Source organism: Micromonospora haikouensis (assembly GCF_000876225.1).
Taxonomy (GTDB): Bacteria; Actinomycetota; Actinomycetes; order Mycobacteriales; family Micromonosporaceae; genus Micromonospora; species Micromonospora haikouensis.
Genome location: NZ_JXSX01000003.1, coordinates 982,946 through 1,009,520 on the forward strand (window position 1 = coordinate 982,946; position 26,575 = coordinate 1,009,520).

At 71.9% G+C, this 26,575-nt stretch carries 8 protein-coding genes; all 8 read right to left on the reverse strand.

The window, feature by feature from the left end; genetic code table 11:
• Positions 1-15 precede the first annotated feature (15 nt).
• Positions 16-18,954, reverse strand: a complete 18,939-nt coding sequence (locus TK50_RS35495) for a type I polyketide synthase (RefSeq protein WP_043967837.1) — start codon at positions 18,952-18,954, stop codon at positions 16-18.
• 100 nt (positions 18,955-19,054) lie between these two features.
• Positions 19,055-19,456: an allene oxide cyclase barrel-like domain-containing protein gene (locus TK50_RS25730; RefSeq protein ID WP_144082752.1), complete on the reverse strand. Its 402-nt coding sequence runs from the start codon at positions 19,454-19,456 to the stop codon at positions 19,055-19,057.
• 220 nt (positions 19,457-19,676) lie between these two features.
• Positions 19,677-20,921, reverse strand: a complete 1,245-nt coding sequence (locus tag TK50_RS25735) for a class I SAM-dependent methyltransferase (RefSeq protein ID WP_043969377.1) — start codon at positions 20,919-20,921, stop codon at positions 19,677-19,679.
• 21 nt (positions 20,922-20,942) lie between these two features.
• Positions 20,943-22,064 carry a DegT/DnrJ/EryC1/StrS family aminotransferase gene (locus tag TK50_RS25740; RefSeq protein ID WP_043967839.1) on the reverse strand — a complete coding sequence of 374 codons (1,122 nt, stop codon included), beginning with the start codon at positions 22,062-22,064 and terminating at the stop codon, positions 20,943-20,945.
• A gap of 5 nt (positions 22,065-22,069) precedes the next feature.
• Complete coding sequence (locus TK50_RS25745) at positions 22,070-23,374, reverse strand: acyl-CoA dehydrogenase family protein (RefSeq protein ID WP_043967841.1); 1,305 nt, start codon at positions 23,372-23,374, stop codon at positions 22,070-22,072.
• A gap of 64 nt (positions 23,375-23,438) precedes the next feature.
• Entirely contained in the window at positions 23,439-24,437 is a 999-nt protein-coding gene (gene rfbB / locus TK50_RS25750) for a dTDP-glucose 4,6-dehydratase (RefSeq protein ID WP_043967844.1), read from the reverse strand.
• Positions 24,434-25,321 carry a glucose-1-phosphate thymidylyltransferase RfbA gene (gene rfbA / locus TK50_RS25755; RefSeq protein WP_043967845.1) on the reverse strand — a complete coding sequence of 296 codons (888 nt, stop codon included), beginning with the start codon at positions 25,319-25,321 and terminating at the stop codon, positions 24,434-24,436. The genes rfbB and rfbA overlap by 4 nt, the downstream gene beginning before the upstream one ends.
• A 48-nt stretch (positions 25,322-25,369) precedes the next feature.
• On the reverse strand, positions 25,370-26,494 hold the full coding sequence (locus TK50_RS25760; protein ID WP_052503925.1) for an acyltransferase family protein: 1,125 nt from the start codon (positions 26,492-26,494) through the stop codon (positions 25,370-25,372).
• Positions 26,495-26,575: the final 81 nt, after the last annotated feature.

The window sequence follows — 26,575 nt, forward strand, 5'->3', positions numbered from 1 at the left end:
GCATCCGATCCCATGTCAGGCCGTGCCCAGCTGGTTGTCGATCAGGTCGAAGATCTCGTCGTCGGTCGCCGAGGCGATCTGGGCGTGCGCGCCCGTGCCGCCGTGCGCGGTGAGCAGCCGGCGCAACCGGGCGGTGATCTCCTCCCGGGCCTCCTCCGGCGACGTGCGCAGCGCCTCCTCGATCCGGTCGAGCTCGTCGTGCACGGTGGCGTCCGCCGGTTCCTGCGGCTCGGCCCGGTCCGGCTCGCTCTCCGACATGCGTTCACCGAGATAGCCCGTGAGCGCCCGGAGGCTGGGATAGTTGAACGCCAGCGTCGCCGGCAGGCGGAGCCCGATGGCCGCGCCGAGGCGGTTGCGGAACTCGACGGCGATCAGCGAGTCGAACCCCAGGTCCTTGAGCGCGCCGTCCGGGTCGATCTCCCCGGGCGCCTCGTGCCGCAACGCCGCCGCCGCGTGGGTGCGGACCAGGTCGAGCAGCAGGGTGTCACGCTCGTGCGCCGGGGCCGCGGCGAAGCGGCTCCGCCAGTCGTACGCGCCGTCCGCGGCCGCCCGGGGCGGCGCCCCCGGGACGAGCTCGCGGAACAGGGGCGGCAGATCGCCCTGCACGGCACGCCGGCGCAGCGCCGCCCGGTCCACCGGAGCGAGCACGAGGTGGGCGTGGCCGGTGTCGTGCAGGGCGGCGTCGAAGAGGGCCAGCGCCTCCTGCGTGGACATCGGCTGGAAGCCGCTGGTGTGCAGCCGGTCGAGGTCTGCCGCGGCGAGGCCGCTGGTGAGCTCGCTCGTGTCGGTCCACAACCCCCACCCGAGGCTCGCGGCGGGGAGGCCACGCGTACGCCGGTGGTGGGCGAGAGCGTCGAGGAAGCCGTTCGCGGCGGCGTAGTTGGCCTGTCCCGGTGCGCCGACCGTCGCCGCGGCAGAGGAGAACAGCACGAACGCGGCGAGGTCGAGCCCGGTGGTCAGCTCGTGCAGGTGCCACGCGGCGTCGACCTTGGCGGCCAGCACGGTGCCGAGCTGCTCCCCGGTCAGCTGGGTGACGGTGGCGTCCGCGAGGACGCCGGCGGTGTGCACCACGGCCGTGAGCGGATGCCCGGCGGGAACGGTCCCCAGGGTGGCGACGAGGCCGGCGCGGTCGGTGACGTCGCAGGCCGCGATGTCGATCTCGGCGCCGAGGCCGGTCAACTCCTGACGCAGTTGCTCCGCACCCGGGGCGTCGATACCACGGCGGCTGACCAGCAGCAGCCGGCGCGCGCCGTGGTGGGTGACCAGCCGACGGGCGACGTGGGCGCCGAGGGTGCCGGTGCCCCCCGTGATCAGGACGGTCCCGTCCGGATCGAGGGCGGTGCCGGAGCCGGAGGACGAGCCGGGCGCGAGCCGGGGCGTCAGCCGTCGGCCGTCCCGGAGGGCGAGCTGCGGCTCCCCGGTGGCGGCGGCGTCGAGGTCCTCCCGACCGGGACGGGCGTCGTCGTGGTCGACGAGCACGAAGCGGTCGGGATGCTCGGTCTGTGCGGAGCGCACGAAGCCCCAGACGGCGGCGCCGGGCAGATCGGTGACCGGGTCATCGGGCCCGGTGGAGACGGCGCCCCGGGTCAGGAAGATCAGCCGCGTGTCGGCCAGCCGGTCGGCTTCGAGCCACCGTCGCACCAGTACGCGGGCACGCTCGACCAGCCCGTGGGCCGACGGCACCGGATCGTCGCCCTCGGCGGAGCCGAAGCTCACCACCGCCCAGCCCGGAACGTCGGCGGCCGGCGTGCGCGCCAGCTCGTCGACCCCCGAGGCGGCCGGCAGTGACAGCGCCTCGGCGAGGTCTCCGGCCTCGCCGAGCACGACTGCGGGCGCTGCGGCGGCGACGTCCGCCTCGGCGCGGGGCTGCTCGGCCCAGCGCACCGTCAGCATCGCGGCACCGTGCCCCGTCAGCTTCCCGGCGTCGACCGGGCGGGTGGCCATCGCGTCGACGGTGAGCACCGGCCGGCCTTCGAGGTCGGCCACGGCCACGGCGATCGTCGAGTCGTCCACGGGCGTCACCCGGGCGCGGAGCGTCCGCGCGCCCGAGGCGTGCAGGCTGATGCCGGACCAGGAGAACGGCAGCCGCAGGTCGCCGGGGTCACCGGCGGAGTCCTCGCCGAGCCCGGCGAGAAGGCGCACGTGGAGCACGGCGTCGAGCAGCGCGGGATGGATGCCGAAGCCGGCCTCGTGGAGCTCGCCCGCCAGTTCCACCTCCGCGTACAGCGCGTCGCCGTCGCGCCACGCGCCTCGCAGCCCCTGGAAGGCCGGGCCGTAGTCGTATCCCTGCTCGGCGAGCCGCCGGTACAGGTCCGTGACGGGCAGCGCGGCAGCCGTGGCCGGCACCGCCAGCGGGCCGGGTACGGCCGCGGCCTCCGGCGAGAGGAGGCCGGTCGCGTTGCGGACCCAGTCCTCGTCGTGCCGGGAGTGGATCGTGAAGGCCCGCCGGCCGGCGTCGTCGGGCGCGTTCACCTGGATCTGCACGTCGACCGCGCGGTTCGCGGGCAGCAGGAGCGGCTGGTCCAGGACCAGGTCCTCGGCCCGGGCGCAGTCCACCTCCGCCCCGGCGCGCAGGGCCATGTCGAGCAGGCCCGTGGCGGGCAGCAGGACGGTGCCGAAGACGGCGTGGTCGGCAAGCCACGGCTGGGCGTTGACCGAGATCTGCCCGGTCAGCAGCGTGGCGTCGCTGCCGGGGAGGTCGAGAGCGCCGCCGAGCAACGGATGCCCGGTGGCCGCGCGGCCGAAGCCGGTGGTGTCGGGTGTCGGGTGCAGCCAGTAGTGGTGGTGTTGGAAGGGGTAGGTGGGGAGGTGGGGGGTGGTGTGTGGGGTGGGGGTGGGTTGGTGGGGGGTGAGTCCGGTGGTGTGGGCGTGGGCGAGGGCGTGTGCGAGTTGGGTGGGGGCGGGTTGGTTGCGGTGGAGGGTTGCGATGGTGGTGGCTTTGGTGGTGGTGGTGTCGATGGTGTGTTGGATGGGTGTGGTGAGGACGGGGTGGGGGCTGGTTTCGATGTAGTGGGTGTGTCCGGTGTTTAGGAGGTGGGTGATGGTGGTGTGGAGTTGGACGGGTTGGCGGAGGTTGTCGTACCAGTAGTGGTTGTTGAGGGTGGGTGTGGTGTGGGGGTGGGTGGTGGAGTGGAAGGGGATGGTGGGGGTGGTGGGGGTGATGTCGGCGAGTGTGGTGAGGAGGTGGTTGCGGAGTTGTTCGGTGTGGGGGTGGTGGGAGGCGTAGGTGACGGGGAGTTTGCGGGCGTTGATGTTGTGTTGTTGGTAGTGGTTGATGATGGTGTCGATGGTGGTGGGTGTGGCGCTGATGATGGTGTGGTGGGGGCTGTTGTGGGCGGCGATGTGGAGGTCGGGGTGGTGGGGGTGGTCGGTGGTGACGGTGTCGGGGGGTAGGGGGATGGCGGCCATGGCGCCGGTGCCGGTGAGGGTGTGGAGGGCTTTGCTGCGGATGGCGATGATTTTTGCGGCGTCATCAAGGGTGAGTGCGCCGGCGATGTGGGCGGCGGCGATTTCGCCTTGGGAGTGGCCGATGACGGCGTCGGGGTGGATGCCGTGGTGTTGCCAGGTGCGGGCGAGGGCGGTCATGAGGGCGAAGAGGGTGGGTTGGACGACGTCGACGCGGTCGAGTGGTGGGGCGTCGGGTGTCTGGTGGAGGACGTCGAGGAGGGACCAGCCGGTGTGGGGTTGGAGTGCGGTGTCGCAGGCGTGGAGGTGGTGGGCGAAGGTGGGGTTGGTGGTGTAGAGGTCGAGGCCCATGTGGGGGTATTGGCTGCCTTGGCCGGGGAAGACGAAGACGGTTTTGCCGGTGAGGGGGGTGCCTTGGATGAGTCGGTGGTGAGGGGTGCCGGTGGTGAGGGCGGTGAGGGCGTCGGTGAGTTCTTCGCGGGTGGTGCCGACGATGGCGGCGCGGTGCGGCAGGAGAGCGCGGGTGGTCAGGGTGGCTGCGACGTCCGGCGGGGTGAGTTCGGGGTGGGTGGTGAGGTGGTGGAGGAGTTGTCGGGCGTGGGTGCGTAGGGCGGTGGGGGTTTTCGCGGAGAGCATCCAGGTGACGGGCTGGTCGGTGGGGGTGCTCTGTTCCGGTTCGGTGGCTGGTGGTGCTTGTTCGAGGATGATGTGGGCGTTGGTGCCGCTGATGCCGAAGGAGGAGACGGCGGCGCGGCGGGGTCGGTCGTGGTCGGGCCAGGGTTGGGTGTCGGTGAGTAGCGACACGTTGCCGGTGGTCCAGTCGACGTGGGGTGTGGGGGCGTCGACGTGGAGGGTCTTCGGCAGCATGCCGTACCGGATGGCTTGGATCATTTTGATGATGCCGGCGGCTCCGGCGGCGGCTTGGGTGTGGCCGATGTTGGATTTGATGCTGCCGAGCCAGAGGGGTTGGTCGCGGTTCTGGCCGTAGGTGGCGAGCAGTGCTTGGGCCTCGATGGGGTCGCCGAGTTTCGTGCCGGTGCCATGCGCTTCGACCGCGTCGACGTCGGCCGGTGTCAGGCGGGCCTCGGCCAGCGCCCGGCGGATCAGCCGCTCCTGGGAGGGCCCGTTGGGTGCGGTGAGCCCGTTGGAGGCACCATCCTGGTTGACCGCGCTGGCGCGGACGACGGCGAGGACGCGGTGGCCGTGGCGTTGGGCGTCGGAGAGCCGCTCGACCAGCAGCAGACCCACGCCCTCGGACCAGGACGTGCCGTCGGCGGCGGCGGCGAACGACTTGACCCGGGCGTCCGGCGCGAGACCACGCTGACGGCTGAACTCCACGAACGACGCCGGGGTGGCCATGACGGTGACGCCGCCGGCCAGCGCGAGGTCGCATTCGCCGTTGCGTAGGGCCTGGACGGCCAGGTGCAACGCCACCAGTGACGAGGAGCAGGCGGTGTCGATGGTGACGGCGGGGCCCTCCAGGCCGTAGGTGTAGGAGACCCGGCCCGACGCCACGCTGCCCGCGCTCCCGGTGACGAGCTGCCCGTCGAAGCCCGCCGGCTGATGGTGCAGGAAGCGGGAGCCGTAGTCGTCGTACATGACGCCGGTGAAGACGCCGGTGCGGCTGCCGCGCAGCGACTCCGGGTCGATCCCGGCGTTCTCGAACGTCTCCCAACTGGTCTCCAGCAGCAGCCGCTGCTGCGGATCCATCGCCAGCGCCTCACGCGGGCTGATCCCGAAGAAGGCCGCGTCGAACTCCGCCGCGTCCGTCAGGAAACCACCCTCACGCACGTACGACTTCCCCGGCGCGTCCGGATCCGGATCGAACAACCGCTCCACGTCCCACCCACGATCCTCCGGGAACGGCGAGACGGCGTCGATGCCCTCCACCGTCATGCGCCAGAGGTCCTCCGGGGACCGCACGTCACCGGGATAGCGGCACGCCATGCCGACGATCACGACCGGATCCCCGTCCACGGCGGTCGGCGCGGCCGGGGTGGACGGTGCCACCTCCGTCGTCGCGGGCAGCAACTCGCCCCTCAGGTACCGGGCGAGGGCTGCGGCGGTCGGATGGTCGAAGACCAGGGTGGCGGGCAGGCGCAGGCTGGTGGCGGATCCCAGCCGGTTGCGCAGTTCGAGGCCGGTGAGCGAGTCGAACCCGAGCTCGTGGAACGTCCGGTCCGGGTCCACAGCCGACGCCGCCGGCAGCCCGAGCACCGTCGCGATCTGGCGGCTGACGACGTCGCGGAGCGCGTCCTCCTGCTCCTTCTCGGGCAGGGTCCGCAGTCTCTCGGTCAGCGTGGCGCTGCCGGATGCCGGCTCGGCCGGGGTACGCCGTGGTCTGGTACGCACCAGCCCGCTCAGGATCGGCGGCAGAGCACCGGCGGCGGCGTTCGCGTGTAGCGCCGGTAGGTCCCATTCGGCCGTCACGAGCACCGGCTCCGTGGACGCCAGCGCGGCGTCGAAGAGTTCCAGGGCGCGTTCGGCGGCCATGGGCCGGAAGCCCTGTCGCTGCAGCCGCTCCCGGTCGACCTCCGTGAGTTTGTTGGTCATTTTGCTGGTGTGGGCCCAGAGGCCCCAGGCGAGGCTGGTGGCGGGTTGGCCTTGGGTGTGGCGGTGGTGGGCGAGGGCGTCGAGGTAGGTGTTGGCGGCGGCGTAGTTGGCTTGTCCGGGTGTGCCGAGGGTGCCGGCGGCGCTGGAGAAGAGGATGAAGTGGGTGAGGGGGTGGTCGGTGGTGAGGTGGTGGAGGTGCCAGGCGGTGTCGATTTTGGGTTGGAGGACGGTGTGGAGTTGGTGGGGGGTGAGGTTGGTGGTGGTGGCGTCGTCTAGTACGCCGGCGGTGTGGATGATGGCGGTGAGGGGGTGGTTGGGGGGGATGTTGTTGATGGTGGTGGTGAGTTGGTGGGGGTTGGTGGTGTCGCAGGTGGTGATGGTGGGGTGGGCGCCGAGGTTGGTGAGGTGTTGGTGGAGTTGTTGGGCGTGGGGGGTGTGGGGTCCGGTGCGGGTGAGGAGGAGGAGGTGTTTGATGCCGTGGTGGGTGATGAGGTGTTGGGCGATGTGGGTGGCGAGGGTGCCGGTGCCGCCGGTGATGAGGATGGTGCCGTTGGGGTCGAGGGTGGGGTGAGGTTTGCCGGTGGTGGTGGCAGTGGTTGTGGTGGTGGTGGTGGGGGTGAGTTGGGGGGTGTGGAGGTGGTTGTTGCGGATGGCGAGTTGGGGGTGGCCGGTGGTGAGGGCGGTGGTGATGGTGTGGTTGGTGGTGGGGTGGTGGTCGTGGTCGATGAGGGTGATGCGGCCGGGGTTTTCGGTTTGGGTGGTGCGGATGAGTCCCCAGGTGGTGGTGGTGGGGAGGTTGATGGGTTGGTGGGGGGTGGTGGGGATGGCGTGTTGGGTGAGGATGACGAGGTGGGTGTGGGTGAGGTGGGGGTTGGTGAGCCATTGTTGGAGTTGGTGCAGGGTGCGTTCCGCCACCGCATGAGCCGCCGCCAGCGAGTCGTCGTCGTCCCCGTCCGATCCACAGTGGAGGAAGATGATGTCTACCGATGCGTCGTCGGGAATCGCATCCGTGGCGGTGAGACCCTCGAAGCGTTCGCACAACCCCAACGGGTCCGCCCCCACCACGACGCCCTTACGCCAGGGCTGCGCCGGCTGAGCGCTCGGCATCGCCAGGACCGGCCAGTCCACCCGCAGCGGTGAGACGCCACCCCGCAGGCGCGTGACGTCGACCGCGCGCAGAGTCAGCGCGTCGACGGTGGCGACGGGTGCGCCCGAGGCATCGGTCATGGCCACGGTCACGCCGTTCGGTCCGGCGGGGGCCAGCCGGACCCGTACGCTGCTCGCCTCGACCGCGTGCAGGGACACCTCGCTCCAGGTGAAGGGCAGCGCGCCGGCGGCGTGCTCACCGACGAGACCCAGGGCGACGGGGTGCAGCGCGGCGTCGAGCAGCGCGGGATGCAGGCAGAACCGGTGGGCGCCGGGCTGCTCCGACTCGGGCAGGCTCACCTCGGCGAACACCTCGTCGCCCGATCGCCACGCCGCCCGGAGCCCGCGGAAGGCCGGGCCGTAGTCGTATCCCCTGGCGCTGAGCCGCTCGTAGGAGTCCGTGAGGTCGATCGGGGTCGCGCCGGCGGGAGGCCAGGCGATGGCCTGGTCCAGGGCAGCGGGCGCGGGAGCGGCCGAGGCGAGCGCACCGTCCGCGTGTCGCGTCCAGGGGGTCTCGGCGTCGGCGCCGGTGGGCCGGGAGTACACCGCGAAGGTGCGCCGGCCGCTGTCGTCCGGATCGTCGACCACGACCTGCAACTGGACGGCGGCATCCTCCTCGATCGGAAGAGGGGCGTGCAGCGTCAGTTCCTCGACGTGCTCGCAACCGACCTCGACGCCGGCGCGGAACACCATGTCCAGCATCGCGGCGCCGGGCAGCAGGACGGTGCCGAAGACCGCGTGGTCGGCCAGCCACGGATGCGTGCTGGTGGAGACCTGACCGGTGAGGACGTGTCCCCGCTCGTCGGCCAGCTCGATGACGGAGGCGACCAGGGGATGGCCCGTGCTGCTCTGGCCGGAGCCCGACGAGGAGCCGGTCGCCGGGTGCAGCCAGTAGTGGTGGTGTTGGAAGGGGTAGGTGGGGAGGTGGGGGGTGGTGTGTGGGGTGGGGGTGGGGTGGGGGGGGGTGAGTCCGGTGGTGTGGGCGTGGGCGAGGGCGTGTGCGAGTTGGGTGGGGGCGGGTTGGTTGCGGTGGAGGGTTGCGATGGTGGTGGCTTTGGTGGTGGTGGTGTCGATGGTGTGTTGGATGGGTGTGGTGAGGACGGGGTGGGGGCTGGTTTCGATGTAGTGGGTGTGTCCGGTGTTTAGGAGGTGGGTGATGGTGGTGTGGAGTTGGACGGGTTGGCGGAGGTTGTCGTACCAGTAGTGGTTGTTGAGGGTGGGTGTGGTGTGGGGGTGGGTGGTGGAGTGGAAGGGGATGGTGGGGGTGGTGGGGGTGATGTCGGCGAGTGTGGTGAGGAGGTGGTTGCGGAGTTGGTCGATGTGGGGGCTGTGGGAGGCGTATCCGATGGGGATGGGGCGGGCTTGGATGCCTTGTTGGTGGTAGTGGGTGATGAGTGTGTGGAGGGTTTCGAGGTCGCCGGTGATGACGGTGTTGTGGGGGCTGTTGTGGGCGGCGATGGTGAGGGTGGGGTGGTGTTGGAGGTGGGTGGTGACGGTGTCGGGGGGTAGGGGGATGGCGGCCATGCCGCCGGTGCCGGTGAGGGTGTGGGCGGTGAGGCCGCGGTGGGTGATGATTTTGGCGGCTTGGTGGAGGGTGAGTGCGCCGGCGATGTGGGCGGCGGCGATTTCGCCTTGGGAGTGGCCGATGACGGCGTCGGGGTGGATGCCGTGGTGTTGCCAGGTGCGGGCGAGGGCGACGGTGATGGCGAAGATGGCGGGTTGGACGACGTCGACGCGGTCGAGGTCGGGTGCGTGGGGTTTTTGGTGGAGGACGTCGAGGAGTGACCAGCCGGTGTGGGGTTGGAGTGCGGTGTCGCAGGCGTGGAGGTGGTGGGCGAAGGTGGGGTTGGTGGTGTAGAGGTCGAGGCCCATGCGGGGGTATTGGGTGCCGTGACCCGGAAACACGAAAACCGTCTTCCCGGTGATCTCGGTCCCCTCGACTAGGCGGCGGTGGGAATCGCCGGTGGACAGGGCGGTGAGGGCCTCGGTGAGCTCCTCCCGGGTGTCGCCGACCACGGCGGCGCGGTGCGGCAGGGCGGCGCGGGTGGTCAACGCCGCCGCGACGTCCGACGCGCTCAACTCCGGGTGGGTGGCGAGGTGACGCAGCAGCCGCTGGGCGTGCTGGCGTAGCGCCGCGGGGGTCTTCGCGGACAGGGCCCACGTCAGCGGGCCGGACCCGTCGGCGGGCCTGCCCTGTTCCGGCTCGGTGGCGGGTGGTGCCTGTTCGAGGATGACGTGGGCGTTGGTGCCGCTGATGCCGAAGGAGGAGACGGCGGCGCGGCGGGGCCGCCCCTGGTCGGGCCAGGGTTGGGGTTCGGTGAGCAGCGCCACGTCCCCGGTGGTCCAGTCGACGTGGGGGGTGGGGGCATCGACGTGGAGGGTCTTCGGCAGGACCCCGTGGTGCATGGCCTGGATCATCTTGATGATGCCGGCGACGCCGGCGGCGGCTTGGGTGTGGCCGATGTTGGATTTGATGCTGCCGAGCCAGAGGGGTTGGTCGCGGTCCTGGCCGTAGGTGGCCAGCAGTGCCTCGGCCTCGATGGGGTCGCCGAGCGTCGTGCCGGTGCCGTGCGCCTCGACGGCGTCGACGTCGGCGGCGGACAGACCTGCGGTGGCCAGCGCCTGCCGGATCACCCGGCGTTGCGCCGGGGCGCTGGGTGCGGTGAGGCCGTTCGAGGCGCCGTCCTGGTTCACGGCGGAGCCGCGGACGACGGCGAGGATGCGGTGGCCGTTGCGTTGGGCGTCGGAGAGCCGTTCGACAAGCAGCAGTCCCACGCCCTCGCTCCACGCGACACCGTCGGCGCTCGCCGCGAACGACTTCGACCGCCCGTCGGAGGCAAGGCCGCGCTGGCGGCTGAACTCCACGAACGACGCCGGGGTGGCCATGACGGTGACGCCACCGGCCAGGGCCAGGTCGCACTCGCCGTTGCGCAGGGCCTGGACGGCCAGGTGCAACGCCACCAGCGACGACGAGCACGCCGTGTCCACGGTCAGCGCCGGTCCGGCCAGGTCCAGCGCGTAGGCCACCCGGCCGGACGCCACACTCGTCTGGTTCCCGGACAGCAGGAAACCCTCGTACCCGTCGGGCGACGCCTGCATGAGGCGGTTGCCGTAGTCGTCGTACATGACGCCGGTGAAGACGCCGGTGTGGGTGCCGCGCAGGGTGGTGGGGTCGATGCCGGCGTGTTCGAGGGTTTCCCAGGTGGTTTCGAGGAGGAGGCGTTGTTGGGGGTCGGTGGCGAGGGCTTCGCGGGGGCTCATGCCGAAGAAGTCGGGGTCGAAGTCGGCGGCGTCGTAGAGGAAGCCGCCGTGGCGGGTGTAGCTGGTGCCGGGGTGGTCGGGGTCGGGGTGGTAGAGGGTGTCGAGGTTCCAGCCGCGGTCGGTGGGGAACTCGCCGATGGCGTCGGTGCCGTTGAGGACGAGTTGCCACAGGTCGTGGGGGGAGCGGATGCCGCCGGGGTAGCGGCAGCCCATCCCCACGATCGCCACCGGCTCGTCGCTGTCGACCCGGAGCGCCTTCACCTCGTCGACCTGCTGCGTCCCGGTGAGCCGTTCGGCGAGGTACCGGGCCAGCGCGGTCACCGTCGGATGCTCGAACACCACCGTGGCCGGCAGCGGCATCCCGACGGCGGCGCTCATCCGGTTGCGCAGCTCCACCGTGGTCAGGGAGTCCAGGCCCTGTTCCCGCAGGGCCCGGTCCGGCTCGATCGTGTGCGCCCCGTCGTGCCCGAGCACCTCCGCCGCCTTCACCCGGACCAGGGCGGTCAGCGTCTCCTCCCGCTCCTGCGGGGACAGGCCGGCGAGTTGCCGGGCCAGCACGGCCGACGCGGGAGCGGCGGCACGGGTGCCGGACGCGCCCGCCCGGGGCAGGAGTCGGCGGAACAGCGCCGGGACCGCTCCGTGCTCGTGCTCCGCGCGCACCGAGGCGAGATCGAGCTTGGCCGGGACCACGACGGCCCGGTCGGTGGCCAGCGCGGCGTCCAGCAGGGCGAGCGCCTCGCCGCTCGTCATGGCCGCCACGCCGCTGCGGCGCAGGCGCGCCCGGTCGGCCTCGGAGAGCCCGCCGGCCATGCCGTCCGCGTCGCCCCACAGACCCCAGGCGAGGGACACGGCGGGCAGGCCGGCGGCGCGCCGGTGCCCGGCCAGGGCGTCCAGGAAGGCGTTCGCCGCCGCGTAGTTCGCCTGCCCCGCCCCGCCCACCGTGGCGATCACCGACGAGAACAGCACGAACGCGGCGAGCGGCAGGTCGCGGGTCAGCTCGTGCAGGTGCCACGCGCTGTCGGCCTTGGACCTCAGCACCGTGCCGATCCGCTCGGGGGTCAGGGAGACCACGGCGCCGTCGTCGAGGGCGCCGGCGAGGTGCACGACCGCGCGGAGCGGCCGGTCCGCCGGTACGGCCGCGAGGACGCCCGCCAGCGACGCCCGGTCGGCCGCGTCGGCGGCCGCGAACGTCACCTCCGCCCCGAGGGCCCGCAGCTCCGCTTCCAGCGCCTCCGCGCCCGGGGACGCGCCGCCGCGCCGGCTGAGCAGAAGGAGGTGGCGCACCCCGTGGACGCCGACGAGGTGCCGGGCGACCAGGCCACCGAGCCCGCCGGTGCCGCCGGTGACGAGGACCGTGCCGCCGGTGGCGGGACCGGTGCCGTCGAGCCCCGGGACCGTGCCGTCGAGCCCGGGGACCGGCGGGGCGGCCTCCGCGGCGACCGGGACCAGCCGCGGCCGGCGCACCTCGCCCGCGCGTACGGCCAGCTGCGGTTCGCCGCTGGTGGCCGCGGCGGCGACCGACCGCGCGGACGTCTCGTCGTCGTCCAAGTCTAGCAGGACCAGCCGGTCGGGATGTTCGGTCTGCGCCGACCGCAACAGTCCCCACACCGTCGCGGAGGCCGGTGACGGATCGTCCGCGGCACCCACGGCCATCGCCCGCCGGGTGAGGACGACCAGCCGCGCACCCGTGAGGTGCTCGTCGGCGAGCCAGTCCTGCACGAGGGCGAGGACCCGCCCGGCGAACAGGTGCGCCGAGGCGTCCGGGGCGCCGTCGTCGCCCTCGCCGACGGCGTCGGCCACCGGGTCCACGAGAACCAGGTCCGGCCGCGGGTCACCGCCGGCCACCGCCGTGGACAGGGCGGCCAGATCGGGGTACGCCGCGGCGGTCACGCCACCGGCGCGGACCACGCCGAGGGCCGCGTCACCGAGCACCGCCCACCTGGCGCTCTCCGGGACGCCCGTCGGGAGGGGCTCCCAGTCGACCCGGTACAGGTGCCGCACCTGCCGCACCGGCAGCAGCCGGTCGGTGGCCACGGGCCGCAGCGTCAGCGAGCCCGTGGCGAGGACCAGCGCGCCGGTGTCGTCGGTGACCGTGAGGTCGACGCCGCCGGAACCGGCCGGGACGAGCCGCACCCGCACCCGCTCGGCGACGCCCGCATCGCCGGGAAGCCCGGTGACCGTGAAACCGGTCCACCCGAACGGCAGCAGGATCCGCCCGTCGTCCTCGCCGAGCAGCCCGGTCGCCACGAGCGGGTGCAGCGCGGCGTCGAGCAGCGCGGGATGGAAGACGAAGCGACTGCCCTCGGCGAGCAGCTCCGCCGGGACCGCCACCTCGGCGAAGAGGTCGTCGCCGGCCCGCCAGGCCGCCTGGACCTGCCGGAACGACGGACCGTACTGGTAGCCGTGCTCGTCGAGCGCGTCGTACAGCGCCGCGACGTCGAGTGCGGTCGCCCGCCGCGGCGGCCACTGCACGGCGGCCGGCGCGGGCCCCTGGTCCGGAGCCGCCGCCGAGAGGAAGCCGCTGGCGTGGCGGGTCCAGCCGGTCTCGTCGCCGCGGCTGAATAGCCGCAGCGGCCGGCGCCCCGACGCGTCGGCGGCGTCCACGACGATCTGCAGCTGGACCTCGCCGTCCTCGGGCACGGGCAGCGGCGACTCCAGGGTGAGCTCCTCGGCGGACGCGCAGCCCAGCTCGCGCCCGGCGCGCACGGCCAGCTCCAGCAACGCCGTGCCGGGCAGCAGCACGGTGCCCTGTATCGCGTGGTCACCCAGCCAGGGGTGGGCGGCCCGGGACAGCGTGCCGGAGAGCACGTGCCCGTCGCCGACGGCGAGCTCGGTGACGGTGCCGAGGAACGGGTGCCCGAGCGTGTTCGCCCCGCGCCGCCCGGACTCGATCCAGTACCGCTGCCGGCGGAACGCCGAGGTCGGCAGGTCGACGGGCCGCGCCGGCCGGCCGGCGAAGGCGGCGGACCAGTCCACCGGCACCCCGTGGACGTGGGCGCGGCCGAGGGACGACGCGAAGCGGGCCCAGCCGCCGTCGTCGCGGCGCAGCGACTCCGCCACGATGGCGTGCCCGGCGCCCTCGGCCTCCAGGGTCTGCTCCACCGCGGTGGTCAGCACCGGGTGCGGGCTCACCTCGATGAACGTCCCGAACCCCTCGGCCACCAGCTCCCGGATCGTCGGCTCGAACTCGACCCGGTTGCGCATGTTGTGGTACCAGTACTCGGCGTCGGTCCGCAACGGCCCGCCCCGGACGCCCTCCACGGTGGAGCGGAACGGGATCCGCGGCTCGTGCGGCGTGACCGGCGCGAGCACCTCGGCCAGCTCGTCGCGCAGCGGGTCCACGTGCGCCGAGTGCGACGCGTAGTCGATCGGCACCCGCCGCGCCCACACCCCGGCCGCGGCGCACTCCGCGAGCAGCTCGTCGAGGGCGTCGAGGTCCCCGGCGACGATCGTGGAGACGGGGCTGTTCAGCGCGGCGACCGACAGCCGGCCGGGCCAGCGTCCGATCAGCTCGTCCACGTCGGCGCGGGACCGGGCCACCGACACCAGGCCGCCCGTGTGCGCCACCGACAGCAGCGCCCTGCCGCGCAGGGCCACCACCCGGGCGGCGTCCGGCAGGGTCAACGCACCGGCGACGTACGCCGCGGCGATCTCGCCCTGGGAGTGGCCCATGACGGCGTCCGGCTCCACCCCCATCGACCGCCACAGCGCCGCGAGCGCGGCCACCACCGCGAACGTCGCGCACTGCACCACGTCGGAGCGGTCCAGCCGGGGCGCGCCCTCGCGGCCGGTCAGCACGTCGCGCAGGGACCAGTCCAGGTACGGCTGGAGCGCGTCGGCGCAGGCGAGCAGTTCCTCCCGGAACACCGTCGAGGTCCGCATCAGCTCGGCGGCCATCCCGGCCCACTGCGAGCCCTGCCCGGGGAAGACGAACACGATCTTCCCCCGCTCCCGCGCCGTGCCGACCTGGACGTGGGCGGCCGGTTCGCCCTGCGCCAGCGCGTCGAGGCCGGCGCGCAGGGCGGCACGGTCGACGCCGGAGACGACGGCCCGGCGGGCGAACGCGGGCCGGGTGGTGGCCAGCGCCCGGCCCACGTCGGCGATCAGGTCGTCGGGGACGGTGTCCAGGAACCGGCTGAGGCGGTCGGCCTGGGCCCGTAGCCCCTGCTCGTCGTGGCCGGAGACCAGCCAGGGCAGGCCGACCGGCTGGTCGTCGCCCGTCCCGGCCGGCTCCGCAGGGGCGGGGGCCTGTTCGAGCACCAGGTGCGCGTTGGTGCCGCTGATGCCGAACGACGACACCGCCGCCCGCCGCACGGTGGTCCGTGGCCAGGGCCGCTCCTCGGTCAGCAGCCGTACCGTGCCGGCGGACCAGTCGACCTGGCGGGTGGGCCGGTCCACGTGCAGCGTGCGGGGCAGCGACTCGTGCCGCAGCGCCAGCACCATCTTGATCAGGCCGCCGACGCCGGCCGCGGCCTGGGCGTGCCCGATGTTCGACTTGAGCGAGCCCAGCCACAGCGGCGCGTCGTCGGGTCGGCCCTGGCCGTAGGTGTCGAGGATCGCCTGCGCCTCGATCGGGTCGCCGAGCCTCGTGCCGGTGCCGTGCGCCTCCACGACGTCCACGTCGACCGGCCGCAGGCCCGCGTCGGCGAGCGCCTGGCGGATCACCTGCTGCTGCGAGGCGCCGTTGGGCGCGGTCAGCCCGTTGCTCGTCCCGTCGGAGTTGACGGCGGAGCCGCGGACGAGCGCGAGCACCCGGTGGCCGTTGCGGCGCGCGTCCGACAGCCGTTCGAGCACCACCATGCCGGCGCCCTCCGACCAGGCGGTGCCGTCCGCCGCGTCGGCGAACGCCCGGCACCTGCCGGTCGGCGACAGCCCCTGCTGGCGGCTGAACTCGACGAAGATGCCGGGCGCGGACATCACCGTCACCCCGCCGGCGATCGCCAGCCCGCAGTCGCCCGCGCGCAGGGCGCGCGCGGCGAGGTGCAGCGCCACCAACGACGACGAGCAGGCGGTGTCCACCGTCAGCGTGGGGCCCTGCAGGCCGAGCGTGTACGCGATGCGGCCGGACGCGACACTCGCCGTCGTGCCGGTGAGCAGGAATCCCTCCAGCTCCCCGGCGCCCTCGGCCAGGCGCGGGCCGTACTCCTGGGACATGGCGCCGACGAACACGCCGGTCCGGCTGTTGCGCAGCGACAGCGGGTCGAGACCCGCCCGCTCCAGCGCCTCCCAGGACACCTCCAGCAGCACCCGTTGCTGCGGATCCATCGCCTGTGCCTCGCGGGGACTGATGCCGAAGAAGGCCGGGTCGAACAGGTCCGCGTCGAGCAGGAAGCCACCACGGCGCACCGAGGACGTGCCGCTGGCCGCCTCCGGGTCGAACAGCGTGTCGAGGTCCCACCCGCGGTTGTCCGGGAAGTCGGAGATCGCGTCCGTGCCGGTCTCCACCAGCCGCCACAGGTGCTCCGGGGACCGCACCCCGCCGGGGAAGCGGCAGGCCATGCCGACGATCGCGATCGGGTCGTCGATGGCGTCGTCGTCGGCCCGGGTGTCCGTCGCCGCCGTCGCGGCCGATGCGGACGACGCGGCGAGCCGGTCGCACAGGTGCTCGGCGAGGGCCTCCGGGGTCGGGTGGCTGAACAGCGCCGCCACCGGGAGCGTCAGCCCCGTCGAGGCGACCACCCGGTCGCGCAGCTCCACCATGAGCGGGGAGTCGAAGCCCAGATCCTTGAACGGCCTGCTCACGTCGAGGTCCGCCGCGCTGGAGTGGCCGAGGACGACGGCGACGTCGGCGCGTACCCGCTCCAGGACCGCGCGCCTGCGCGCGGCCGGCGAGGCGGAGTCCGGCACGCCCGCCGCGGCCGGTGACGCCGGAGGCTCTGGGGTCTGCGGGCCGGCGGCCTCGGGCCCGGGGAGCTGCCGCTGCGGCGTCCCGGACGCCAGCCAGTGGCGGCTCCGCTGGAACCGGTAGGTCGGCAGCGGCACCCGGCGCGGCTGCTGGTCCGCGAAGATCGGCGCCCAGTCGACGCTCCCGCCGTCGGCGTGCACGGCGGCGAGGTTTGCGAGGAATGACGACCAGCCGGGCCGGTTGCGGTGGAGGGTGGGGATGGTGGTGGCTTTGGTGGTGGTGGTGGTGTCGATGGTGTGTTGGATGGGTGTGGTGAGGACGGGGTGGGGGCTGGTTTCGATGTAGTGGGTGTGTCCGGTGTTTAGGAGGTGGGTGATGGTGGTGTGGAGTTGGACGGGTTGGCGGAGGTTGTCGTACCAGTAGTGGTTGTTGAGGGTGGGTGTGGTGTGGGGGTGGGTGGTGGAGTGGAAGGGGATGGTGGGGGTGGTGGGGGTGATGTCGGCGAGTGTGGTGAGGAGGTGGTTGCGGAGTTGGTCGATGTGGGGGCTGTGGGAGGCGTATCCGATGGGGATGGGGCGGGCTTGGATGCCTTGTTGGTGGTAGTGGGTGATGAGTGTGTGGAGGGTTTCGAGGTCGCCGGTGATGACGGTGTTGTGGGGGCTGTTGTGGGCGGCGATGGTGAGGGTGGGGTGGTGTTGGAGGTGGGTGGTGACGGTGTCGGGGGGTAGGGGGATGGCGGCCATGCCGCCGGTGCCGGTGAGGGTGTGGGCGGTGATGCCGCGGTGGGTGATGATTTTGGCGGCGTCGTTGAGGGTGAGGGCGCCGGCGATGTGGGCGGCGGCGATTTCGCCTTGGGAGTGGCCGATGACGGCGTCGGGTGTGATGCCGTGGTGTTGCCAGGTGCGGGCGAGGGCGACGGTGATGGCGAAGATGGCGGGTTGGACGACGTCGACGCGGTCGAGGTCGGGTGCGTGGGGTTTTTGGTGGAGGACGTCGAGGAGTGACCAGCCGGTGTGGGGTTGGAGTGCGGTGTCGCAGGCGTGGAGGTGGTGGGCGAAGGTGGGGTTGGTGGTGTAGAGGTCGAGGCCCATGCGGGGGTATTGGGTGCCGTGACCCGGAAACACGAAAACCGTCTTGCCCCGCGCCGCGGCGACCCGGCCGGTGACCACCCCGGGCCCGCCTTCGCCCCCGGCGACCTTGGCCAGGCCGCGCAGTAGCCCCTCGCGGTCGCTCGCGAGGACGACGGCGCGATCGGCGAACGCGGATCTCGTGGTGAGCAGCGACCAGCCGACGTCCACCGGGTCGAGGTCCGGCTGCTCCTCGACGCCGGCCAGCAGCGCCGCCGCCTGCGCGCGCAGCGCCGCCCCGCCCCGGCCGGACACCACCCAGGGCACGACCGGGGGAGCGGCCGGAACCGCCGGGGCGGCGCGGTCGGGGGCGGCCGGGGGCTCGGAGACCACCACGTGACAGTTCGTGCCGCCCATGCCGAACGAGTTGACCCCGGCGACGAGCGGTTCGTCGGCTCGCGGCCAGGGGCGCAGCGTCGTGTTGACCTCGAGGTTGAGGGCGGCGGTGTCGATGTCCGGGTTCGGCTCCGCGAAGTTCAGGCTCGCCGGGAGCAGCCGGTGCTTGACGCTGAGGGCGGCCTTGAGGAGACCGACGATGCCGGCGGCGCCCTCCAGGTGGCCGACGTTGGTCTTGGCGGAACCGACGAGCAGGGGCGAGCCGGCGCGGGTCGCGCCGAGAGCCGCCCCGACGGAGGCGGCCTCGACGGGGTCGCCGACCCTCGTCCCGGTGCCGTGCAGTTCGACGTACTGGACCGCGCCGGGCGTCAGGCCGGTGCGCTCGTGGGCCCGGAGCATCACCTCGCGCTGGGCGTCGACGCTGGGCACGGTGAGCCCGGCCGTGGCGCCGTCGTTGTTCACCGCGGTGCCGCGGACGAGGCAGTAGATCTCGTCGCCGTCGGCCAGCGCGGTCGTCAGTCGCTTGAGGACGACGAATCCGCCGCCCTCGCCCCGCACGTAGCCGTTCGCGCGGGAGTCGAAGGTGTAGCAGCGGCCGTCCGGGGAGAGCGCGCCGAAGCGCTCCGTCTCCACGGCCGACGCCGTCGCCACGTTCAGGTTGACGCCCCCGGCCAGGGCGAGGGTGGACTCGCCGGACCGGATGCTCTCGGCCGCCAGGTGCACGGCCACCAGGGCCGACGCCTGCGCGGCGTCGACCGTGAGGCTCGGGCCGCGCAACCCCAGCGTGTACGAGATCCGGTTGGCGATGATGCCCCGCCGGGTGCCGGTCAGCGTGTGCTGGTCGACGGCGTCCGGGCCGCTGCGCTGCAGCAGGGCCGCGTAGTCGTCGCCGATGGCCCCGACGAAGACGCCCACCGGGCCGCCGGCCAGGCTCGCGGGGACGATCATCGCGTCTTCGAGCGCCTCCCACGCCAGTTCGAGCATCAGCCGCTGCTGCGGGTCCATCCCCGCGGCCTCGCGGGGTGAGATGCCGAAGAAGGCCGGGTCGAACCGGTCGACGTCGTCCAGGAAGCCGCCGTGCCGCAGGCCCGGGTTGTCTGCCCCGGCGTCCGGCCACCGGTCCGGCGGCGTGGCCGTGACGGCGCTGCGCCCCTCGGCCAGCAGCCGCCAGAACGCGGCCGGGTTCGGTGCCTGAGGCAGCCGGCAGGACAGTCCGACGACGGCTATCGCGTCGTCCGGCTCCGGGAGCGGGCGCGCAGGGACGGTGGCGTGATCGTTCATCAGGTCCTGGTCGCTTTCCTCGCGCAGCTGAAGGCGGTCGACTGAAACGGGAACCGGCCGCGCGGGACGACACACCGCCGCGGCACCGGCACAACCGTTCTCAGTCCTCCATGTAAATGGTGGCCTCACAGATCGTGGTGTGCTCGTCGGGCCGCTCGACGAATTTGAAGGTGCGCGTCCCGGTCTTTCCGGCGTAGCGCCCGCTGACGCCGATCGCCGGGAAACTGTTGACCACGAATTCGGTTCCGTTGGGGTCTTCCTGCCGCACCGTGCCGGTCCAGCTGATGGTGCCGTCGGCCAGTTTCTCGGTGGCTGTCATGAGCTGCATCAGGCTGCCGTCCGCCGGGTCGCCGTAGACCACCGCCATGCCTTCGGAGGTGGAGACGAGGTTGCCGTCGACGTCGTAGAGCTCCTCCGTGAAGGTGAGGTGGTGCCCCACACCCGGACGGCTCTCCCGGTGCACATTCGTGTGGCAGACCTCTCTGAGCTTGTCGAGATACATGATTTCCGTCCCTGATTCCTCGAAACGCCGCGGGCCCGGCGGGCACCGTGGGCGCGGCCGGGAAAGGGGTCTTGCGGCCCCGGAAGAAATCATGGCCACCGGCTCTTAATTGAGCCTAATGCGCGCGTCGTTCTGACGGTCGGCGACCGGAGTGCAACCGCGCACGAGCGGGCCGGACGGGGCGCGTCCCGTCCGGCCCGGTCATGCGCGGATCACGGGGTCAGCGGATGTGCACCTCCGGCACGTACAGGATCCACCGCCCGCCGGCCTGGTGGAACTCCTGCTCCTTGGCCATGATCTCCTCGGCGTGGTTCCAGGCGAACAGGACGGCGTAGTCCGGGTACGGGTCGCTGAAGGCCGAGGCCGGCCGCACCGGGATGTGCGCGCCGGGGGTGAGCCGGCCCTGCTTGTCCGGTGTCGTGTCGTACACGGAGTGCACCAGGTCGGGGCCGATCCCGCAGAAGTTCGTCACCGTGGCGCTCTTCGCGGTGGCGCCGTACCCCACCACGCTGCGCCCCTCGGCGCGCAGGCGGGTCAGCAGGGCGGTCAGCTCGTCCCGGATCCTGAGCACGTTCCCGGCGAACGCCCGCAGCGTCGCCATGTCGCTGAGCCCCTGCTCCCGCTCGGCGGCCAGCAGCTGCGCCACCGCCGCCGACGGGGTGCGGCTGCCCTGCCGGGCCAGGGTGTAGCGGACCTCGCCGCCGTGCACGGGCAGCCGCTGCACGTCCACCAGCTCGAAGCCGCACCGCTGCGCCATGCCCTGCACCGACGTGGCCGAGAAGAGGAAGAAGTGCTCGTCGTAGATCTGGTCGAAGGACGTCTTGGCGACGATGTCACCGAGGTAGGGGTCCTCGAAGACGAAGACGCCGTCCGGCGCCAGCAGCGCGTCCACGCCCTCGAGGACCGACTGGACGTACGGGATGTGGCACAGGGTGTTCGCGGCGTAGATGACGTTCGCGGGCCCCTCGGTCCGACGGACGTCGTCGGCCGTGGCCTTCTCGAAGAAGTCGGTCCGGACCCGCACCCCCTTCTCCTGCGCCTTCGCGGCCACGCCGCTCGACGGCTCGAACCCCAGGTGCCGTACGCCCGCCTCCTGGATCGTCCGCAGCATGATCCCGTCGTTGCAGCCGATCTCCACGATGAACGGGTCGGGCCCGGTCAGCTCCGTGGCGAGGAAGTCGCGGGCGAGCATGGCGAAGTGCTCGCGCATGACGGAGGAGCCCGACGAGTGGTACGGGTACACCTCGTGGAACATGAGGTCGCGGGGGACCTCCTCGGTCAGCTGCACCATCTCGCACGAGTCGCACCGCCCGACGGCGAGCCGGTAGGTGAACTCGTCGTCCAGCTCGTCGGGCTTGCGGAACCGGTCGGACAGCGGCTGCCGGCCCAGGTCGAGAAACTCCTGCACACCGCCCCCGCAGACGCGGCAGGCGGTCGGCGGGGAGACGTCGGCCAGGTTGGACATCATCGAGCTCCTTCAGGTGGGTCACAGATCAGTCAGAACCTCGCGCAGCGCACTGATCACCTTGTCCTGCAGGTCCTGGGACAGTGACGGGTACATGGGCAGCGAGAAGATCTCCTTGGCCAGCCGCTCGGTGACGGGCAGCGAGCCCTCGGCGTACCGGAGCTTGGCGAAGCCCCGCATCGTGTGCACCGGCCACGGATAGCTGATGTTCAGCAGGATGCCGTACTGCTTGAGCCGTTCGATGATCTCGTCACGGCGGGGATGGCGCACGACGTACACGTAGTAGACGTGCTCGTTGCCGTCGGCGACCGACGGCAGGATCAGCCCGTGCGAGTCGGCGAGGTCGCCGAGTTCCTCCTGGTACCGGCGTGCCACCGCCTGCCGGCGGGTGATGTAGGAGTCGAGCCGGGGCAGCTTGGTGCGCAGGATCTCGGCCTGCACCTCGTCGAGCCGGCAGTTGTGCCCCGGGGTCTCGACGACGTAGTACACCTGGTCCATGCCGTAGTACCGCAGCTGGCGCAGCCGCTTGTCGATGTGCGGGTCGTCGGTGACGACCGCGCCGCCGTCGCCGTAGGCGCCCAGCACCTTCGTGGGATAGAAGGAGAAGGCGGCGGCGTCGCCCATCGTGCCCGCGAGCCGGCCGTGGTGGCGGGCGCCGTGCGCCTGCGCGCAGTCCTCCAGCACGAGCAGGCCGTGCTCGGCCGCCAGCCGCTGCAGCGGGGCCATGTCGACGCACTGGCCGTACAGGTGGACGGGCAGCAGCGCCTTGGTCCGCGGGGTTATCGCGGCGGCGACCAGGTCGGTGTCCATCAGGAAGTCGTCCTCGCGCACGTCGACGAAGACCGGGACGGCGCCCGCGTTGTCGATGGCGAGGACGGTGGGCGCCGCCGTGTTGGACACGGTGATCACCTCGTCGCCCGGGCCGATCCCCAGGGCCTCCAGCCCCAGCGTGACGGCGTTGGTGCCGTTGTCGACGCCGACACAGTGCGCCGCACCGAGGTATGCGGCGAACTCCGACTCGAAGCCGTGCACGCTGTTGCCGAGAATCAGCTGGCCGGACCCGAAGACCGTCTCGACGGCCCGGAGCAGGTCCGCCCTTTCCTGCCGGTACTCCGGCAGGTAGTCCCATACGCGCGTCGTCATGTTCCTCACCGTGACAGAAGCTTGGAGGGGGATTCGGCCGTGGCGCTGCCCTGACTGCGGGCGCGGATCGCCCAGTGGCTCATGTAGTTGTTGTCCCGATCTATCCCGAACGCCTGCGAGCTGAGGAAGTCCACCGCGTCGACATAGGTGTACGGCTGCATGAACCCGCCGGCCCGCACGTCGCGGTAGCAGCGGGCGAGCGGGTGCCCGGCGGTGAACGCCGCGCCGCCGACGAGCGTCAGGCAGTCGCTGACGATCGAGGGGGCGAGCTGGTTGACCATCATCTTGGCGTGCTGGAACGGTCGCATCATCTGCCGGCCGCGCTCGCCGGGGTCCATCGACGTGTCGGTGTTGAGCACGTCGATGGTGGTCAGCGCGGTGCTGGCGGTGGCGCGCAGCGCGTACAGGCGGGACCCGGCGTCCGCCACGAGGGTCTGCGCCGCGGCCTGCGGCGGCTCGGGCCGGCGGGCGAGCGCCGCCACGGTCAGGTCGTAGGCGGCCTGCGCGACGCCGACGTAGATCGCCAGCATGGCGATGGAGCTGACCGTCTGCCCCGCGAGCGCCGCGTCGTTGCGGGCACCCACCGGGTCGCGCATCAGGACGTCCGAGGCCGGGATGGGGCAGTTGTCGAAGACGATGTCGACGGTCCCCGAGGCCCGCATCCCGAGGCCGTCCCAGTTGTCCAACACCGAGAGCCCGGGGTTGTCGCGGGTGACGACCGGCGACGCCAGCCGGGGCGGCTCGCCGGTGCCGTCGGTCTGCGCGTTGATGACGAAGTGCGTGCCGACCGGCCCGGCGCTGACCAGCGTCTTGCGGCCGGACAGCAGCCATCCGCCCGACCCGTCGGGCGACAGCGTCGTGACCGCCGAGTGGTGGTCCTTGATGCCGGAGCAGACCACGGCGTCACCGGCGACCATCGCCCGGAGCAGGCGTTCGGCCAGGGCCCGCGCGGCGGGACCGCCGTGGCGCCACTCGTAGCCCAGGGTGAGACCTCGGCTGAACTGCATGTGCAGGGCGAGGGCCGTCGACGCGTCGGCCTGCGCGACCGCCAGGATCGCGACCGCCACGTCGTAGAGCCGGTCCAGGCCCATGCCGCCCAGCTCGGTGGGGACCGTGGCGCCCAGCATGCCCTCCTTGCGGAAGGTGTCGAAGGTGCCGGTGGGGAAGGTGCCGGCGCGGTCGTGCTCGGCGGCGGTGGACCGGATCAGCGGCAGGTAACCGCGGAGCCGGTCGAGCACGGCGTGACCCGCCGGGGTGACCGGCTCGTAGAGTCCCGCGATCGGCTCCTGGCGTGCTGGCCTTAAGGACATGGGCTGCTCCGTACTGTTCGCGCCGCCGGTCGTCTGCGTGATCTCGGCGGTCTGGGAAGCGGAATCACACGGCCGCGCCGGTCTTGCGGAGTGGTTCCCACCAGTCCCGGTTCTCGACGTACCACCGGACCGTCTCGGTGAGGCCGGTCTCCAGGCCGATGCGGGGTTCGTAGCCGAGCTCGTTCTTGATCTTTCGCCAGTCGACCGAGTAGCGCCGGTCGTGTCCCGGCCGGTCCGGTACGGGCCGCACCGACGACCAGTCCGCCCCGAGCTCCGCCAGCAACCGCGCGGTGAGGTCGTGGTTGCTGAGCTCGGTGCCGCCGCCGACGTTGTAGACCTCGCCCGGCCTGCCGCCCTCCACCACCAGCTGGATGGCCCGGCAGTGGTCGTCGACGTGCAGCCAGTCGCGCACGTTCAGGCCGTCGCCGTACAGCGGCACCGGCCGGCCGTCGAGGAGATTGGTGATGAAGAGCGGAATGATCTTCTCGGGGTACTGGTGCGGCCCGTAGTTGTTCGAACAGCGGGTCAGGCACACCGGCAGGCCGTAGGTCCGGAAGTACGACCGCGCGATCAGGTCACCGCACGCCTTCGAGGCGGAGTACGGCGAGTTCGGTTCGAGCGGATGGCTCTCCGGCCACGAGCCGGTCGCGATCGAGCCGTACACCTCGTCGGTGGACACCTGCACCACCCGTCCGACGCCGGCGTCCAGGCAGGCCTGCAACACGGTGTACGTGCCCTGGACGTTGGTGTGCATGAAGTCGGCGGCACCGACGATGGAACGGTCCACGTGCGACTCGGCGGCGAAGTGGACGACGACGTCTGCGCCCGGGAGCAGCCCGGCGAGCAGCTGCGCGTCGCAGATGTCGCCGACCACCAGCTCGAAGCGCTCGTCACCGGAGACGGCGGCGAGGTTGTCGAGGTTGCCGGCGTAGGTCAGCTTGTCCAGGACGACGACGCTGGCGTCGGCGAACGCCGGATAGGCGCCGCCGATCAGCTGCCGGACGTAGTGCGAGCCGATGAACCCCGCGCCCCCGGTGACGACCACGCGCTTGCCCGTCGTCATGCACCCACACCCGCCTCGACCGCCCCACGGGAGATGTCCATGAGGTACCGGCCGTAGCCGGAGTTCTGCCGTCTGCTGCCGAGCCGGTACAGGGCGTCCGCGTCGATGTAGCCCATGCGGAACGCGATCTCCTCGGGGCAGGCGATCCGGATGCCCCGGCGCTGCTCGGACCGCACGAACGCGGCGGCGTCGAGCAGCCCGTCGTAGGTGCCGGCGTCCAGCCACGTGCTGTCCGGCCCGAGCGAGTGCAGCCGGGCCCGGCCCTGCGCGAGGTAGTGGCGGTTGACGTCGGTGATCTCGAGTTCGCCGCGTGCCGACGGGCGGATCTGGTGCGCCAGCTCGACCACGTCGGGGGAGTAGACGTACAGGCCGGTCACGATCTCGGAGCTGCGGGGGTGAGCTGGCTTCTCCTCGATGCCGACCAGGCGTCCCTCGGCGTCCTTCTCCACCACTCCGTAGGGGCGCGGGTCGGCGACGGTGTGGCCGAACAGCGTGCAGCCGTCGGCGTCCGCCATGCCACGGGCGAGCAGGCCCGGCAACTGGGGGCTGTGGAAGATGTTGTCGCCCAGGATGAGCGACACGGGGTCCGAGCCGACGAAGTCGGCGCCGATCCGGAAGGCCTCGGCGATGCCGGCGGGCCGCTGCTGCTCGGCGTAGCTGATCCGCAGACCCAGCTCCGCGCCGGTGCCGAGCAGCTTGCGGAACAGCGGCAGGTCCGCCGGCGTGGAGATGATCAGGAATTCCCGCACGCCGCCCAGCATGAGCGTCGAGAGCGGATAGTAGATCATGGGCTTGTCGTAGAGCGGGAGCAATTGCTTGGAGAAGGCCACGGTCAGGGGGTGCAGGCGTGTGCCCGACCCTCCGGCCAGAACGATTCCCTTCACGAGCGCACCTCTGCAACCTGAGGACGGGTTCGGTCTGGTACGGGTGTCTCAGGAGACGGTGGTCTCCACGGCCGGACGCTTCCGTCTGGCCCGCGCGAAGCGCCGCATCATCGGCCGCTCCACGGCGACGTACAGCAGCCATCCGCCGACCAGCGTGATCGCGAACATCAGCAGGATCCAGCCGATCCCCTGCGTCGTGTTCAGGAAGTGCCGGTACCCCACCTGCTGGCGTCCGTAGAGGATCACCATCATGTGCACCATGTAGAACGCGAACGAGATCTCGCCCAGCCAGATCATCGGCCGGCTGGCCAGGAACGTCGGCCGGCCCGCGGTCTCGGCGCTCGCCACGGCGGGGATGACCAGCGCCACCCCGACGATGGTGACGGCGTTCAGGGAGTAGAGGAACGGCACGAAGCTCGCCAGGACGTAGCACGCCACCACCACGGCCAGCGCCGGCAGCGGCCGGAGGTTGATCCACCGCCCGGCGAGCACGATCCGCGCCATCAGGATGCCCAGGACGAAGTCGAGCAGCCGGACCGGCGGGAAGATGTAGACGAACCAGTACTGCAGGATCGGCTCGGAGAAGCTCTGGTTGTCGGTCAGCAGCAGCATCATCCGCGGCTCGGTGGGCAGCAGCTTCGCGAACAGCGGCACGACGAAGATCGCCGCCAGGACCCCGCCCGCCGCCCACCAGAGCCGCCGGACCGGGATGCGCTGGGCCAGCTTGTACAACAGGGGGAAGGCCGCGTAGAACAGCAGCTCGCACGACAGCGACCAGGTCACGTGGTTGAAGCTGATGAAGTACGGCATCTTGGGGACCCAGGCGTGCAGCAGCGTGATGTTGAGCAGCGCCGGCAGGAGCGCGCCGGCCAGGGTGGCGTAGACCACCAACGACAGCAGGAACGTCACGATGTGATTCGGGAAGATCTTGAAGAAGCGCCGTCGGTAGAATTCCCGAGCCGTGTCGTACTTGCGCGCCGACCAGGTCAGGATGAATCCGCTGAGCACGAAGAAGAACGAGACCGCCATCGTGCCGGACGTCGCCGAAATGGTCAGGAAGAAGTCGCTGTCCGGGCCGGTGGGCTGGAAGATCCGAATGCTCGCGGCATGAAAGATGAACACCGAGGCAGCGGCGATGAACCGGGCGCCGGTCAGTGAGTCGAGTCTGCTCACTTTACTTTCGTCCACCATGTGGCACGCCTTTCCTTTTCGGCCTGTAGGCAGTGACGACCGTCCGAGGTGGCCCGGTTGCGG

Bases quoted from the DNA above. Each gene is read 5' to 3' on its own strand.
- TK50_RS25730 (WP_144082752.1), bottom strand. From the start codon at position 19,456: ATGTATCTCGACAAGCTCAGAGAGGTCTGCCACACGAATGTGCACCGG.
- rfbB (WP_043967844.1), bottom strand. From the start codon at position 24,437: ATGACGACGGGCAAGCGCGTGGTCGTCACCGGGGGCGCGGGGTTCATC.
- TK50_RS25735 (WP_043969377.1), bottom strand. From the start codon at position 20,921: ATGTCCAACCTGGCCGACGTCTCCCCGCCGACCGCCTGCCGCGTCTGC.
- TK50_RS25745 (WP_043967841.1), bottom strand. From the start codon at position 23,374: ATGTCCTTAAGGCCAGCACGCCAGGAGCCGATCGCGGGACTCTACGAG.
- TK50_RS25740 (WP_043967839.1), bottom strand. From the start codon at position 22,064: ATGACGACGCGCGTATGGGACTACCTGCCGGAGTACCGGCAGGAAAGG.
- TK50_RS35495 (WP_043967837.1), bottom strand. From the start codon at position 18,954: ATGAACGATCACGCCACCGTCCCTGCGCGCCCGCTCCCGGAGCCGGAC.